General features: G+C 56.6%; 15 protein-coding genes. 2 read left to right on the top strand and 13 right to left on the bottom strand.

From position 1 onward, the window contains the following. Window positions 1-69: 69 nt before the first annotated feature. Window positions 70-774, top strand: coding sequence for a hypothetical protein (locus KGB03_RS10980; protein WP_076028557.1), 705 nt, complete (start codon window positions 70-72; stop codon window positions 772-774). Window positions 775-847: 73 nt separating this feature from the next. Here KGB03_RS10980 and KGB03_RS10985 read toward each other — a convergent pair whose 3' ends face one another. The 13 genes from KGB03_RS10985 to KGB03_RS11045 form a co-directional block, all read right to left on the bottom strand. Next, window positions 848-1,342 (bottom strand): RidA family protein, encoded by a 495-nt coding sequence (locus tag KGB03_RS10985; RefSeq protein WP_218538149.1) that lies wholly within the window; start codon window positions 1,340-1,342, stop codon window positions 848-850. Window positions 1,343-1,763: 421 nt separating this feature from the next. Continuing rightward, complete coding sequence (gene cyoE, locus KGB03_RS10990) at window positions 1,764-2,651, bottom strand: heme o synthase (protein ID WP_008147631.1); 888 nt, start codon at window positions 2,649-2,651, stop codon at window positions 1,764-1,766. Between the two features lie 11 nt (window positions 2,652-2,662). Further along, the gene (cyoD, locus tag KGB03_RS10995) at window positions 2,663-2,998 is read right to left on the bottom strand and encodes a cytochrome o ubiquinol oxidase subunit IV (protein ID WP_046045955.1); all 336 of its coding nucleotides are present in this window, start codon (window positions 2,996-2,998) and stop codon (window positions 2,663-2,665) included. Continuing rightward, complete coding sequence (locus tag KGB03_RS11000) at window positions 2,999-3,625, bottom strand: cytochrome o ubiquinol oxidase subunit III (protein ID WP_111450316.1); 627 nt, start codon at window positions 3,623-3,625, stop codon at window positions 2,999-3,001. Between the two features lie 3 nt (window positions 3,626-3,628). Then, the gene (cyoB, locus tag KGB03_RS11005) at window positions 3,629-5,659 is read right to left on the bottom strand and encodes a cytochrome o ubiquinol oxidase subunit I (protein ID WP_111450317.1); all 2,031 of its coding nucleotides are present in this window, start codon (window positions 5,657-5,659) and stop codon (window positions 3,629-3,631) included. 3 nt (window positions 5,660-5,662) lie between these two features. Next, window positions 5,663-6,607 (bottom strand): ubiquinol oxidase subunit II, encoded by a 945-nt coding sequence (gene cyoA, locus KGB03_RS11010; RefSeq protein WP_111450318.1) that lies wholly within the window; start codon window positions 6,605-6,607, stop codon window positions 5,663-5,665. An 815-nt stretch (window positions 6,608-7,422) separates the two neighbouring features. Then, the gene (locus KGB03_RS11015; RefSeq protein WP_223527073.1) at window positions 7,423-7,932 is read right to left on the bottom strand and encodes a disulfide bond formation protein B; all 510 of its coding nucleotides are present in this window, start codon (window positions 7,930-7,932) and stop codon (window positions 7,423-7,425) included. A 289-nt stretch (window positions 7,933-8,221) separates the two neighbouring features. Next, a complete protein-coding gene (locus KGB03_RS11020) occupies window positions 8,222-8,998 on the bottom strand; it encodes an ABC transporter substrate-binding protein (protein ID WP_123365366.1) in 777 nt (258 codons plus the stop codon). Window positions 8,999-9,317: 319 nt separating this feature from the next. Continuing rightward, a complete protein-coding gene (gene moaE, locus KGB03_RS11025) occupies window positions 9,318-9,770 on the bottom strand; it encodes a molybdopterin synthase catalytic subunit MoaE (protein WP_111450321.1) in 453 nt (150 codons plus the stop codon). Window positions 9,771-9,773: 3 nt separating this feature from the next. Next, entirely contained in the window at window positions 9,774-10,016 is a 243-nt protein-coding gene (gene moaD / locus KGB03_RS11030; protein WP_218538147.1) for a molybdopterin converting factor subunit 1, read from the bottom strand. Further along, window positions 10,013-10,486 carry a cyclic pyranopterin monophosphate synthase MoaC gene (gene moaC, locus KGB03_RS11035; protein ID WP_095132959.1) on the bottom strand — a complete coding sequence of 158 codons (474 nt, stop codon included), beginning with the start codon at window positions 10,484-10,486 and terminating at the stop codon, window positions 10,013-10,015. Before moaC ends, moaD begins: the two co-directional genes overlap by 4 nt. A gap of 237 nt (window positions 10,487-10,723) precedes the next feature. Then, window positions 10,724-12,118 carry a PhoH family protein gene (locus tag KGB03_RS11040; RefSeq protein WP_111450322.1) on the bottom strand — a complete coding sequence of 465 codons (1,395 nt, stop codon included), beginning with the start codon at window positions 12,116-12,118 and terminating at the stop codon, window positions 10,724-10,726. Between the two features lie 336 nt (window positions 12,119-12,454). Then, window positions 12,455-13,579, bottom strand: a complete 1,125-nt coding sequence (locus KGB03_RS11045) for a polysaccharide deacetylase family protein (RefSeq protein WP_218538146.1) — start codon at window positions 13,577-13,579, stop codon at window positions 12,455-12,457. A 280-nt stretch (window positions 13,580-13,859) separates the two neighbouring features. Between KGB03_RS11045 and yaaA the strand changes: the two genes are divergently transcribed. After that, complete coding sequence (yaaA, locus tag KGB03_RS11050; RefSeq protein WP_218538145.1) at window positions 13,860-14,639, top strand: peroxide stress protein YaaA; 780 nt, start codon at window positions 13,860-13,862, stop codon at window positions 14,637-14,639. Window positions 14,640-15,394: the final 755 nt, after the last annotated feature.

Below are 15,394 nucleotides of genomic sequence, written 5' to 3' on the forward strand. Positions count from 1 at the left end.
ATTAGGCGGCCTGAAAAGGCCCAGAGCTTTCTCGCCTCCACCCAAGTTAAAAGAAGTAGTGAAATTTCAATGTCCGATTCCAATACCGCTGAATCCGTAGTCACCTTGTCGTCCAAAGCGGAATACGAAAACTCCATCAATCTTTCACAGCACGTGCCCCAGGCCAAGACCATCAGCGAGATGGTCCTGGACGCTTTCCAGTCCACCCGGGAAAGCGACCAGATTCGCGAGCTGCGCGCCGCGATTCGCCAGGCTCACGACAGCTTCGACGACGATAAAGCCTACGAATTGATGGGCGAACTCAAGCAGCTCAAGGACGCCGAGGCTGCCGACATTGCAGCCTTGGAAGACTTGAGCAGCAAATTCCCGATCAGCCGGATTCTCTCCAGCTTCAAGGACGACCCGGCATTTCAGGAATTGGTCTATGGACTCGCACTCAAAGTGCTGAACCAGACCCACCAGGCCATCAGCAACCCAAGCAGTGGCAAAAGCAAAGCGGCTCGCGCCAAGAAAGATGTCGAAGTGTTCACCATCAGCAAAGACGGCATCAGCGTGACGTTGCCGCTGCGCACCCCGCGTTCGCGACTGAACGTTGACCGTGAAGCGCTGGAGTTCCTGGGCTTCACCTTCGTCGGCGAAGGCGAAGAAGCGGAGCTGGAAAGCGAGACCTTCCTGGACAATGCAGGGGCCGAACAAGCGGTTAATCGCAAGAACATCATCACCGCACTTCAGCAGCAAACCGCGTTCGATGGCTACAGCATCGCCGCGCAGTAATACACGCCATCGATGACTGAAAGGTCCGCACTGAGATTCAGCGCGGGCCTTTCTATTACCTGCTGGTTCATCGCTAGAGCGCTGATGGCCGTATCGCCACGATCATGTCAACTTCAATGGCTGCATCTTTGGGCAGTTGATAAACGCCGATCGTAGTTCGTGTATGTTTACCGGCATCGCCCAGTACATGACTGAAAACGTCCGACGCACCGTTGGCCACTTCGCTCAAATCGACAAAATCCGCGGTGGACTTTATGTATACCGTGACGCGCAATAGCGACTTGATTTTGTCCAGCGAACCGATGGAATCAACAATCAATGCCAGACCGCGCAACGCACTGATGCGGGCAGCGTTCTGTGCATCTGTCAGCGTCAGATCCAGGCCTACCCTGCCCGGATACTGAATTTCACCATTCATCCGCGGCACCAGACCGCTGATGTAAAGCTGATCGTGATGCCGCACCAACAGCGCGTAATGCCCGCCGGCCGTATTCTCACCGTAGATGTCGTAACCGACCTCTTTTGCCAGCGCGATGAATCGTTCATCACAGGTCATGTGTTCAGTCATCTCTCCCCCCTCGATCAAAAATTGGATCCATTTTTTTTGACAGATTAGCCCAAAGATCGCGATTCCGGGGCTGGCCTATGAAAATCAGTTTGGATCAAATTGATGTCCCTTGGATTCAGCAAAGCGCCGGACGCTAGCCACTTCCTGCGTTTCAACGTGGCGCACAGCGATAACAGCCAGGTGCGTGAGCGGTTTTTCCGGTTGCTTGATAGCTGAGTTTTCCTGATAGACCGAGTTGCCCTATTCGCGAGCAAGCCCGCTCCCACACTGGATAAGTGATGCCGCCAATTTCGAGCACGACACTGCCCCCTTGTGGGAGCGGGCTTGCTCGCGAATGGGGCAACTCGGTCCACCAGAGCACACCCAATAAAAAGCCCCGCGCTTCTCTCGAAGGCGGGGCTTTTCTTTGCAGCTCTAAACCTTAAGGCGCGTACGTCAGCAACAGCTCGCTCGGCACTTTAAAGTCCAGCGACATCATCACGCTCAACGCGGTAATGGTGAAGATCGAGAACACGAACAGCTTGCGTGCCCAGACCGTGTCGTCCACTGCCTTGTAACCGGTCCAGGCCATGTACAACCAGTACATGCCCATGGCCGCGGCGACGGCGAGGTAGCTCATGCCGGCGTAGCCGCTGAAGGTCAGCATCAAGGTCGCCACGAGGAACGCCAGGATGTAGAGCAGGATGTGCTTCTTCGCCACTTCAATCCCGCGCTTCACCGGCAGCACCGGAATCGATGCAGCCAGATAATCGTTGAAGCGGAAGATCGCGATGGCGTAGGAATGCGGCATCTGCCACAGGCTGAACATCACCAGCAACGTCAGTGCGGCCATGTCGAAGCTGTTCGTCACAGCGACGTAGCCAATCACCGGCGGCATGGCGCCCGACAGACTGCCCACCAACGTGCCGTGAACCGACTTGCGCTTGAGGTACAGGCTGTAGAAGCCGACGTAGATGACGAAACCGATCACCGCGAACAACGCGGCCAACGGGTTGGCCACTTTGTACAACAGTGCAACGCCAAAAACACCCAGGACGGTCGCAAACGCCAGGGCCAGTTTCAGGGAGATCAAGCCCTGAACCAGCGCCCGGTTTTTGGTGCGTTCCATCTTCAGGTCGATGTCGCGGTCAATGCAGTTGTTGAACACGCAACCGGAAGCCACCACCAGCGACGTGCCGATCATGGCGGCCAGGAAAATGGCCAGATCGACATGCCCTTTCGAGGCCAGGAAAAATCCGCCTGCCACAGAAAGCACGTTACCGAAAATGATCCCCGGTTTGGTGATTTGGATAAAGTGCTTAAAGGACATCCGGACTTTCCTCAGTGCGCCATCATGTTGTTGTGGATGCTGAACATGATCCACAGCGACAGGCCTACCAACAGGACAATGACCAGTGCAGCGAAGACAAACGCGATCACGTTGTTACGCTGGGCAGCGGAGCGGTCCAAGTGGAGGAAGTACACCAGGTGCACCAGCACCTGGATCACTGCGAAGGCCAGTACGATCCACAGGGTCAAGGCTTTTGGCAGCGATGGGTACATCACCAGGCCGAAAGGAATGACGGTCAGGATCACCGACAGGATGAAACCGATAGCGTAAGACTTGACGCTGCCGTGGCTGGCGTCGTGGCTATCGTGGGAATGAGCGTTAGCCATTTACATAGTCCCCATCAGATAAACAACGGTGAATACGCAGATCCACACCACGTCCAGGAAGTGCCAGAACAGACTCAGGCAGCTCAGACGGGTCTTGTTGGTCGCCGTCAGGCCGTTTTTCTGCACCTGGTACATCATGATCGCCATCCAGATCAGACCGCTGGTCACGTGCAGACCGTGGGTGCCGACCAGGGTGAAGAACCCGGACAGGAAGCCGCTGCGGTTAGGACCGAAGCCCTCGGAGATCAGCATGTGGAACTCGTTGATCTCCATGCCGATGAAGCCGGCGCCGAACAGGAAGGTCATGCCCAGCCAGCCCAGTACCTGGCTCTTCTTGCCCTTGAACAACGCCAGCATGGCGAAGCCGTAGGTGATCGAACTGAACAGCAGCAGAGCGGTTTCGCCCAGTACGTACGGCAGTTCGAAGATGTCGTGGCCCGACGGGCCACCCGCTACGTTGTTAACCAGTACCGCGTACGCTGCGAAGATCGACGCAAACAGAATGCAGTCGGTCATCAGGTAGAGCCAGAAACCGAATACGGTCATCTCGCCCGAGTCGTGGTGATGGTCGTCGTGCCCATGGTCCGTGCCATGGGCGTGTCCAGCAGTGGTCACTAAGTTCGACATGGTTTAAGCCTGTTCCAACGAGGTTTCAACACGGGTGGCGGTGGCTGGAACTTTCCCGGCCGCTACCAGACGCTTGTGCTGCTCGGCTTCGATGCGCTCGATCACGTCGACCGGCACCATATAGCCCTGATCATCGCGGGCAGCGTGGATCACGAAGTAGCCCACGGTGCCAACCAGGCCAACGATGGCCAACCACCAGATGTGCCAGATCATCGCGAAACCGAACACGGTCAACAGAGCACCCATGACCACACCGGTCGCGGTGTTGTTTGGCATGTGGATCGGCTCGTACTTGGCCGGAGCCTTGTACGCGGTGCCGTTTTCCTTGGCTTCGGTGAACGGGTCGATGCCTTCTGCTTTTGGCAGTACGGCAAAGTTGTAGAACGGTGGTGGCGAGGAGGTCGACCATTCCAGGGTGTGGGCATTCCACGGGTCGCCGTGCTCGCACATGTTCTGCGGCAGCTTGCGGTCACGGATACTCACGTAGAGCTGGATCAGCTGGCAGGCGATACCCGCAGCGATCATCACCGCACCGAACATGGCAACGTACAGGTACGGTACCCACTCAGGGTTGGTGGTGGCGTTCAGACGACGGGTCATGCCCATGAAGCCCAGTGCATAGAGCGGCATGAACGCGACGAAGAAGCCCGAGATCCAGAACCAGAACGCTGCCTTGCCCCAACCTTCGTGCAGCTTGAAGCCGAACGCTTTAGGGAAGTAGAAGCCAAAGCCTGCGATGTAGCCGAATACCGCGCCGCCGATGATCACGTTGTGGAAGTGAGCGATCACGAACAGGCTGTTGTGCAGGACGAAGTCCGCACCCGGGATGGCCAGCAGTACGCCGGTCATGCCGCCGATGGCGAAAGTCACCATGAAGCCCAGGGTCCACAGAACCTGGCTGGTGAAGCGCAGACGCCCTTGGTAAATGGTGAACAGCCAGTTGAATAGCTTCACCCCCGTCGGGATCGAAATCAGCATCGTCGCCAGACCGAAGAAGGCGTTGACGCTGGCACCCGAACCCATGGTGAAGAAGTGGTGCAGCCAGACCATGAAGCCCAGGATCGAGATCGCGCCCGATGCGTAGACCATCGAGTGGTGGCCGAACAGACGCTTGCCGGTGAAGGTCGAGATGACTTCGGAGAAGATCCCGAACGCCGGCAGAATCAGGATGTAAACCTCGGGGTGACCCCAGGCCCAGAACAGGTTGACGTACATCATCGGATTGCCACCAAGTTCATTGGTGAAAATGTGGAAATCCATGTAACGGTCAAGCGTCAGCAGTGCCAGGGTAGCGGTCAGGATCGGGAACGAGGCCACGATCAGGACGTTGGCCCAGGTGCAGGTCCAGGTGAAGATCGGCATGTCCATCAGCTTCATGCCCGGGGTACGCATTTTCAGCACGGTGGCCAGGAAGTTGACCCCCGTCAGCGTCGTACCCAACCCGGATAGCTGTAGCGCCCAGATGTAGTAATCCATCCCCACGCCCGGGCTGTATTGCAGGCCCGACAGCGGCGGATAGGCAACCCAACCGGTCTTGGCGAATTCGCCGACGCCCAGGGACAGGTTGATCAGCACCACGCCCGACACCAGCAGCCAGAAGCTCAGGGAGTTCAGGAACGGGAAGGCAACGTCACGTGCGCCGATCTGCAGCGGCACTGCAAGGTTCATCAGGCCGGTGAAGAATGGCATCGCCATGAAGATGATCATGATCACACCGTGAGCGGTGAAGATCTGGTCATAGTGTTCAGGCGGCAGGTAGCCAGGCGAACCCTCGGTGGCCATGGCCAACTGGGTACGCATCATGATGGCGTCGGCAAAGCCACGCAGCAGCATGACCATGGCAACGACGATGTACATCACGCCGATTTTCTTGTGGTCGACCGAGGTCAGCCACTCGGACCACAGGTAGGTCCACTTCTTGAAATAGGTGATTGCAGCGAACAGCGCCAGACCACCGATCGCGATCATGGCGATGGTTATCATCACGATCGGTTCGTGGAACGGGACCGCTTCCCAACTTAATTTACCAAACATCGTTTACTCCTCTGCCCCGGCAGCTGAATGCGAACTCATGTCCATCCCTTCCATGGCGGCCATTTCGTGCTCTTTCTTCTCGTGGTGCATCGGCTTGCCCGGATTCATACCTTCGTACTTGTCGACGATGATCTGGAACAGGTTCGGCGTGACCGAGGAGTAGAGCTCGACTGGGTTGTTCTGGCTTGGCTTGGAAAGGGCTTCGTATTCAGCTTTTTCAAGCTGTTTAGGTGCCTTTTTGACTTCGCTGACCCAGGCGTCGAAATCTTCCTGAGAGGTGGCGATAGCTTTGAATTTCATGCCGGTGAAACCAGCGCCGCTGTAGTTGGCGGAGATACCGTCCATTTCAGCGTTCTGGTTGGCGATCAGGTGCAGTTTGGTCTGCATGCCGGCCATTGCGTAGATCTGGCCGCCCAGGGCCGGGATGAAGAACGAGTTCATCACGGAGTCGGAAGTGATCTTGAAGTTGATCGGCGTGTGCGCCGGGAACACGATCTTGTTGACGGTGGCGATGCCTTGCTCCGGATAGATGAACATCCACTTCCAGTCCAGCGCGACGACTTCAATGGTGATCGGCTTGACGTCGGATTCCAGCGGCTTGTAAGGATCCAGCGCGTGGGTCGACTTGTAGGTGACATAACCCAGGGCAATGATGATCAGCACGGGAACAGCCCACACCGCGATTTCGATCTTGGTGGAGTGCGACCATTTCGGCGTGTAGACGGCGTCGGTGTTGGACGCGCGGTATTTCCAGGCGAACAGGAAGGTCATGATGATGACCGGAACCACGACCAACAGCATCAGCAGCGTTGCGGTGATGATCAGGTTTCGCTCGTCCAGGCCGACCTGGCCCTTGGGATCGAGCAAGGTCATGTTGCAGCCTGACAGCAGCAACGTGCCGATCAGCGGCAATAAGCCTAGTAGTCTGGGGTACCTGTTTTTACTCATCTCACGACCTCTAAAGCAGCTTGCGCAATGCAGTTGGGTTTTGATCGCCAACACTTCACCCTGCCAAGGGTTGGCATTTTTCTTGGATTGAATAAGTGGCTGCCCGTCGCGCGTCAGACGCTGTTCGACAAATCCTGGGCCAGCGTTGAGTTCTTATTCGAATTCGTGGTCAAAGGCCTTGTTACAGACCAATTCCATTTGGTGCGGATAGTTGGAAGGCACCGACACCTGGGAGTCGCATGAAGCCAAAGAGCCTCTCGACGCCCTATTCCTGCTCAGGGATGAGCAGTGCCGGGAATTCAGTGCGGGCGATTGTAGATATGTAACGTTTTATAAACCATGTCTCATCCCGAAATAATTTTTATCCATTCCAGCAACAATCATTAACGGTATTTGCAAAAGTCCGCCATGGTATCGAAATTCATTCTCAACAAAAACACCAAAAACTGTAGGTCTACCTTAGGCAGTTCAGACAGTATCGAAGGCTTTGCGCCCTCCTTCGACCCTGCCAAAGCCCCCATGTGACAAGGGCTTCGCCAATTCGCCAGGGCCTGTTAAAACTGCCTGTTCGGGATTTTTGAGACTGAAGTTTCCGGACACTGAACCAGGCCGATTTTGTTGCGTAGTCATGTACCAATTCGGCGCCCTGAAATGCCTTGCGACACTCCTGCTGTGACAACATGTCGCACACGTGCCGCACCCATACTTGTCGCGCATCAAGGTCATTTCACCCGCGCCCTGAAATGCAAAACGCCCCGGCCCCCTCAACGAGGGCCGGGGCGTTTTTTTGTGTGGCAGCGATGCGTCGGATGACTTCAGCGCAGCGCTTTACGGTTACGCAACGTGAGCAGCGGCACCAGCACCACGACCAGCACAAAGGCTAGCAGCGCCCACTGTGCAAGCGACAGACCGAGAATCGGCGGGTACGGAGTGGAGCAAAAGCCGTCGACCTGGAAGCCCAGCGGGAAGATCTTCGCCAGTGGCAAATCGTCGACAATCGGTTGCAGTACATCGATGCCGCAGCTGACCGCCGGATAGAACTGGGTATAGACGTGATGCCCGGCCACCCCGACGCCTGCCAGGGCGCAGATCACCACCAGGGTTTCAAATACCGTGATGCTGCGGCGGGTGCGCATGGCCGCACCGATGAACGCGAAGAGCGCGATCAGCAGCAACGCATAACGTTGCAGGATGCACAGCGGGCATGGCGCTTCACCCAGAACAATTTGCATGTACAGCGCGCCACCGATCAGCGCCAGGCAGATGATGCCCAGCAACACCAGATATCGCCGCTCACGGCCCAACCGCATCGTTTCCTCGCTCATTGCGTTTCCCTTCTAAATATCGATTGCCCAGAAGTCTACACGCTGGCCCTGACCTTTGAGAGTCCGGCGCGCGCAGCGGGGTATCGGGGAATAGACGACGAGCCGGTTAAGAAGGGATTAAATTCGGCTTATTTCCAGAGATTGCATGATTCCGCGACCGTATCGCCAGCAGGCTGGCTCCCACTTTGGAATGCATTCACAGGCTGGCCCATTTTGGAATGCATTCACGGGCTGGCCCACTTTGGAATGCATTCAACTGTGGGAGCCAGCCTGCTGGCGATGCGATTGATCAGTCGCCGTAGATATCAGACTTGAAGTACTTCTCTGAAATCTTCTGGTACTCGCCGCTGGCGCGAATACCGTCGATGGCCGTGTTCAGCTCGGAGACCAACTCGGTGTTGCCCTTGCGCACCGCAATCCCGGCGCCCTCGCCCACGTATTTCGGATCCTTGAGCTCCGGCCCGACAAAGGCATACCCCTTGCCTCGCGGCATCGTCAGGAAGTCATTCAGTGGGATGGTGTCGGCAAAAATGGCGTCGAGGCGACCGGCCGCCAGATCCATATAGATCTCTTCGTTGTTGCCGTAGCGCTTGACGTTGATACCTTTCGGTTCAAAAACCTCAGTGGCGTAACGGTCAGTGGTGGTTGCGCGCTGCACGCCGACCGTCTTGCCCTTGAGGCTGGCGTACTGATCATCCACGACCGCGCCGTCCTTCATCACCAGTCGCGATGAGGTGAAATAGTACTTGTGGGTGAAATCCACCGACTTCTTACGGTCTTCGTTGATGGTCATGGACGACAGCGCCATGTCGATTTTCTTCACTTTAAGGGAAGGAATCAGACCGTCGAACTCACCTTCGACCCAGACGCACTTGACCTTCATCTGCGCGCACAGGGCATTGCCGATGTCATAGTCGAACCCGACAATCTCACCTTTATCGGTTTTGGACGCGAACGGTGGATAAGCCGCTTCGATGCCGATGCGCAGGGTTTTATCGGCGGCGAACAGGGAACTGCACGCCAACAGGCTCAGAGCCAGACCGGTGATGAGGGGGAATTTCTTCATATTCGTTCTCTCGCGGGTTGTTGTTGGTTTGGCAAGACAGAAGAAAGAGCAGAAACGGGGGAAACGCTTTTTTGTACTTATAAATCCATACTGGACTTTTATGTATAAGCCGTCAATCAGGGCGATCGAGGATGTGTGGGCCGGTGGTCGGGCGGTGGGTCATGAGGATTTTTGGTGTTGCTGATGACCTCTTCGCGAGCAGGCTCGCTCCCACAGGGAATCTATGTCGTACACAGCATTTGTGTACATGGAGATCAAATGTGGGAGCGGGCTTGCTCGCGAAGGCGGACGGACAGTCAATGAAGAACTGACTGGCTGTTTACTGCTTCCAGCGATCCGCCGCCGCATGATCGCTGTCCCGCCCTTCAACCCAACGCGACCCGTCAGGGGTGTTTTCTTTCTTCCAGAACGGAGCGCGGGTTTTCAGGTAGTCCATGACAAAGGCGCAGGCGTCGAACGCGGCCTGTCGGTGGGCGCTGGCGGCGCCGACAAACACAATCGGCTCACCCGGTTCCAGCGCGCCGATGCGATGCAGCACTTCAAGCTTGAGCAGAGGCCAGCGCTGCTCGGCCTCTGTGGATATCTTGGCGAGGGCTTTTTCGGTCATGCCCGGGTAGTGCTCAAGGAACATCCCGGCGACGTCGAGTCCGTCATTGAAGTCGCGAACATAGCCGACAAAACTCACCACCGCACCAACGCCCACATTGGCGGCGTGCATGGCATTGACTTCAGCACCCGGATCGAACGCCGTGGATTGCACGCGAATCGCCATGGCTCAGCCTCCGGTCACGGTCGGGAAAAATGCCACTTCATCGCCCTCTCTCACCGGCTCATCGAGCTGACACAGGTCTTCGTTGCGGGCGCACATCAAGTTTTGCTCGCTCAACACTTCGGCACCGTCACGCTGGGCCAGCAGCGCACGCACATCGTCGACCGTAGCGAAATCACCTTCAACCTTCACCGAGTCCACGCCGAGCGCCTCACGGTAACGGGCAAAAAACTTCACGGTGACGTTCATGGTTGATCCGCCTGGAAATGGCCGCTCTTGCCGCCGAGCTTCTCAAGCAGGCGCACGCTTTCAATGGTCATGCCGCGATCCACGGCTTTGCACATGTCGTAGATAGTCAGCGCCGCGACGCTGGCGGCGGTCAGGGCTTCCATCTCTACACCGGTCTGCCCGGACAACTTGCAGCGCGCGACAATGCGCACGGTGTCATCGCCTTCGGCACTGAGCTCGACCTTGACGCCGGTGAGCAGCAACGGATGGCACAGAGGGATCAGATCGCTGGTTTTCTTCGCCGCCTGAATGCCGGCGATACGCGCCACGGCGAACACATCACCCTTGGGGTGACCGCCGCTGACGATCATCTGCAGGGTTTCGGGCAGCATGCGCACAAGCGCTTGGGCCGTTGCTTCACGGAACGTCACGGCTTTTTCAGTGACGTCGACCATATGGGCGCGACCTTGGGAATCGAGATGAGTCAGCACAGGGATACTCCTGATCAGAAGCCCCGATTGTAAACCTGTGGGTCAAAATTCCGCACGTTTGATTATCGGATCAACACAACCCCTTGTGGGAGCGGGCTTGCTCGCGAAAGCGGAGTGTCAGCCACATCAATATTGACTGAAACGACGCCTTCGCGAGCAAGCCCGCTCCCACAAGGGATTTGTGTGGGCATAAAAAACCGGGCGACTTTGAGGTCGCCCGGTTCTTGGGTGAAGGGTTTACAAATGCGATTCGGCGTATTCGGCCAGAATCGAACGCGGCACCCCTTGCAGGGTGATGTGCACACCGTTGGGGAAATCCTTGAAGCGCTCTGTCAGGTACGTCAGCCCGGAACTGGTCGCGGACAGGTAAGGGGTGTCGATCTGCGCCAGGTTACCCAGGCACACCACTTTGGAACCGGCGCCGGCACGGGTGATGATGGTTTTCATCTGGTGCGGCGTTAGGTTCTGGCATTCATCGATCAGGATCAGACTCTGCTGGAAGCTGCGGCCTCGAATGTAGTTGAGGGATTTGAACTGCAACGGCACTTTGCTGAGGATGTAATCGACACTGCCATGGGTGTTTTCGTCATCCATGTGCAAGGCTTCGAGGTTATCGGTGATGGCGCCCAGCCAAGGCTCCATTTTTTCCGCTTCAGTGCCGGGCAGGAAGCCGATCTCCTGGTCCAGGCCCTGCACGCTACGGGTCGCGATGATCCGGCGATAACGTTTGCTGACCATGGTCTGCTCGATCGCCGCCGCCAGTGCGAGGATGGTTTTACCGGAACCTGCTGCTCCGGTCAGATTGACCAGGTGGATATCCGGGTCGAGCAAGGCGTACAGCGCCAGGCTTTGATAGATGTCACGTGGTTTCAGGCCCCAGGCTTCCTGGTGCAACAGGGGTTCCTGATGCAGGTCGAGAATCAGCAGCTTGTCTTCCTCGATCTCCTTGATCCAGCCGACAAAGCCCTGTTCATCGATGATGAACTCGTTGACGTGTACTGCTGGCAGGTTGTCGATCAGCTGCACCTGGTGCCAGGTGCGGCCATGGTCCTGACGGGTATCGACATTCCTCACGCGGTCCCAGAAGGAGCCGGTCATGTTGTGATAACCGTTGGGCAGCAGCGACACGTCGTCGACCAGCTGGTCGGTGCTGTAGTCCTCGGCCGCGATCCCGCAAGCCCGGGCCTTGAGGCGCATGTTGATGTCTTTGGTGACCAGCACCACGGGCAGCTTTGGTTCGCGTGCGTGCAGGTCGATCAACTGGTTGATGATGATGTTGTCGTTCAGGTGCTCGGGCAGAATGAGGTTCGGTTCTGCACGCTTGCTCATCAGAATTGACAGCAAACCCTTCGGTCCGCTTTTGCCACGCTGGATCGGGACGCCGAGCTCGACGTCTTCAGGACTGGCATCGCCCAGGGTCTTGTCGATCAGACGAATCGCCTGACGGCATTCCGCAGCCACGCTGTGATGCCCGCTCTTGAGCTTGTCGAGCTCTTCAAGCACGGTCATCGGGATGGCGACGTGGTGTTCTTCGAAGTTAAGCAGGGCGTTTGGATCGTGAATCAATACGTTGGTATCGAGTACATAAAGGATTGGCTGGTTGGAGGAAGAATTACGTCCGTGATCATCCATACTCGGTCACCTTTGTGGGAGCCAGTCGACGCAATACCGTTACAGTGCTGCGCCTCGAAGTGGCCACCGAATTCACCTGCGAGGAGTCAAGTGAACTGCACACAAATTGGGGTCTTGGAAGACGCCACCTGTCTGCAGGTTTCGGCGGTCTGTCTTCGTAATACTCCAAAACCTGTGACAGAAAAAAGTACTTTGACGTTTTTTTGAAGTTTATTTTTCAGAGTGACCAATAGCACTAGGCGGATTGCCATCACCCCGTTAAAGTCGGAAGTCCGCCTGCACCGAATTCTCGTCCAAAACCACCCCTCCCCCAATGTTTACGGCCTTTCGTCGTTTTCAGCGAAACGCGTCCTGACAGTCTTCCCAGCCGATTCCGCTTTGCGCCGTTTGCGTGATGAGCCAGGGCATCGCCGTTTTCAGCGCATCCTGCTTCACGTTGAAGTTGATCACCCCGTGGCGCCACAACAACATCAGGCTCAACACCCGTTGCGCGCTCTGATTGGCTTTCAGCTTGCCCGCGCCGTCCTGGGCATCGATATCCCACAGCGCCACCTGCAAACCCTGGGATTTGAAGAATCCTTCAGCATCGGACCGACGCTGACCGTCGGGCGGCCGAAACAACGGCACGTAGTTCTCGGGCAGTTTGTTTTTGACCAGTTCGGCGCTGCGTCGCACCGAATCCTGCCAGTCCTGCCAGTGGCTGTGTGAGCGAAATTCCCAACCTTGCACGCCAATGCACTGCTTCGAGTACGTCGCTTGCAGGCTGGCTACCGAACGATCGGCCAGACGGGCCTGGATGTCCTTGCCGAGAACGAAGAACGTGCCACTCATGTTCGACTTGCGCAGGTATTCCGTGGCCCAGGCTGTGTTATCCGGCGCGGTATTGGCGGCGCTGTCGAAGGTCAGCAAAAACAGCCGGTCATGCATTTGATCGCCGTTGCGCTCATAGTCGCCAAAACGATCGACTTCGCTGCTGGTTTGCGGAAACAGCGCTGCCTTGCGCAATTGCTCGTCCAGGTACTGGGCGTGGAACAGTCGGCTCGGCTCGGCCCACTTTATGTAGTAGCTCTCATCGCTGACCTGAAACTTGGCGGCTTGCTGGCGCAGGGTGTCCATGTCCTCGACCAGGAAACAGAAGGAAGCATCCTGATCGCAGCTCTGCTGGGCGTAGTTGTAGTTGGTCAGCAGCCTCTGCCACATGCGCTGGCGCAGATTGTTGATCGATTCCAGATTGACCGTACGCAACCCCAGGCGCTGGGCCAGGCTCACTTCATCCAGGGATTCGCTGGCCAACAGGACGCGAGAAAACATGAGGATCTCGGCCCGTGACGCCACATCAAACAGGGTCGGGCTGTTGAGCTGTTCAGGCCAGGTGCTGCGATCAAGCGTCGCCACATCGCCCGACGCCGCCATGGCACCAAAGCTCAACAGCCAGGCCGAGAATAGAAAAACGATACGCAATGGGATGTCTCCATAACAAAACCCGCGCGGCACTATAGCTGATCGCAGCCACATTCCCGCAGCACCGCGACCCACTGTGGGAGCAGGCTTGGTCCGGGCGGCGTTCCGACGAAAGCGGTGGGTCAGGCGCCATCGATGTTGAATGTGCCGCCGCCTTCGCGAGCAAGCCCGCTCCCACAGGGATTGCCGATTACCGCCGATCATCACCTATGGACTTGATAGCTGGAGTCAACAAGGACAACCCCCTAGAATCGCCCCCACGATTAAAGGAGACGACTTCATGCTGATGGTGATTTCCCCCGCCAAGACCCTCGATTACGAAACACCGCCGGCGACCCAGCGCTTCACCCAGCCACAATATCTCGACCATTCCCAGGAGCTGATCCTGCAATTGCGCGAGCTGGCCCCAGCGCAGATCAGCGAGTTGATGCACGTCTCCGACAAGATCGGCGGGCTCAACGCCGCGCGTTTCGGCAGCTGGACGCCCGCGTTCACTGCGCAAAACGCCAAGCAGGCGCTGCTTGCCTTCAAGGGCGACGTCTACACCGGGTTGAATGCTCAAACCTTCAGCGAGGCCGATTTCGATTACGCCCAGCAGCACTTGCGCATGTTGTCCGGCCTGTACGGCCTGCTGCGCCCACTGGACCTGATGCAGCCGTATCGACTGGAGATGGGCACCAAACTGGCGAATGCCCGTGGCAAGGACTTGTATGCCTTCTGGGGCACACGGATCAGCGAATGGTTGAATGAAGCCCTGGCCGATCAAGGCGATGACGTGCTGCTGAACCTGGCCTCCAACGAGTACTTCTCGGCAGTCAAACGCAACGCCCTGAACGCGCGCATCATCAATACCGAATTCAAGGACCTGAAGAACGGCCAGTACAAGATCATCAGCTTCTACGCGAAAAAGGCCCGCGGCATGATGAGTCGTTTCGTCATTGAAGAGCGCATCAACGACCCGCAAGCCCTCAAGCAGTTCGATGCCCAAGGTTATCGCTACAGCGCCGAGCAGTCGAAACCGGACAATCTGGTGTTCCTGCGCGATCACGCCCCCGAGTAAGCACCCGGTTGGCGCACGCCTCATCAACGGGTCGTGCGCCACGTCCATCGTCCAACAATTCCCCGCCCCATTCGTCACCTTACTGACGTCAAAAATCCATCACCCGATTTTCTAACTTTAGTTTCACTCGACTTTGTTGAAATTTTTCAGTAGTGGCACTGAAATTTTTTATCGGTAGTGGCACATAACTATCTAACCCGACAATAAGCCTATATATCAAGGGCGAAACGGGTGCTGCTATCAATATGGAAGCAGTGCCATCTTTTTCTATATTTCAAGAAATTTCAGAATTCGCGATGGGCGGACCGGAACTATGTCCAAATGCGTCGCTCATACCACCGGTAACCATTCTCTCTGAGCTTGTACGAGATGACTTACGCAGAGAAGAGATTCACATAGCAAAGTTGTCACATTAACTTCTGCTTACTGATCCCTGATTTGGGCAACACATGAAGGACAGGAGATAAACATCAGAAATATCCCCTACAAGGCCAAGGCTGCGCCCCTATAAACGTGCTCACCTGAGCACCCAACCGCTTGATTTACGGGCTTCTGGCCTGGCATTGAGCGCGCAAGACCTTTGCACGAATGTCTTCTGATTAGAAGACCTGCTGCATAACAGGGCACGCCATAACAATAAAAGCCTAGTTGCGCACATCTTGAGTGCACTTATTTAGACACTCGGAACTTATATGCCTGCACGCGGCATTGTGACGCCTTTAAGGCGCACTTCCGAGTGCACTTCGACCGCTGAA

The organism is Pseudomonas sp. BF-B-26 (assembly GCF_019956495.1).
Classification (GTDB): domain Bacteria; phylum Pseudomonadota; class Gammaproteobacteria; order Pseudomonadales; family Pseudomonadaceae; genus Aquipseudomonas.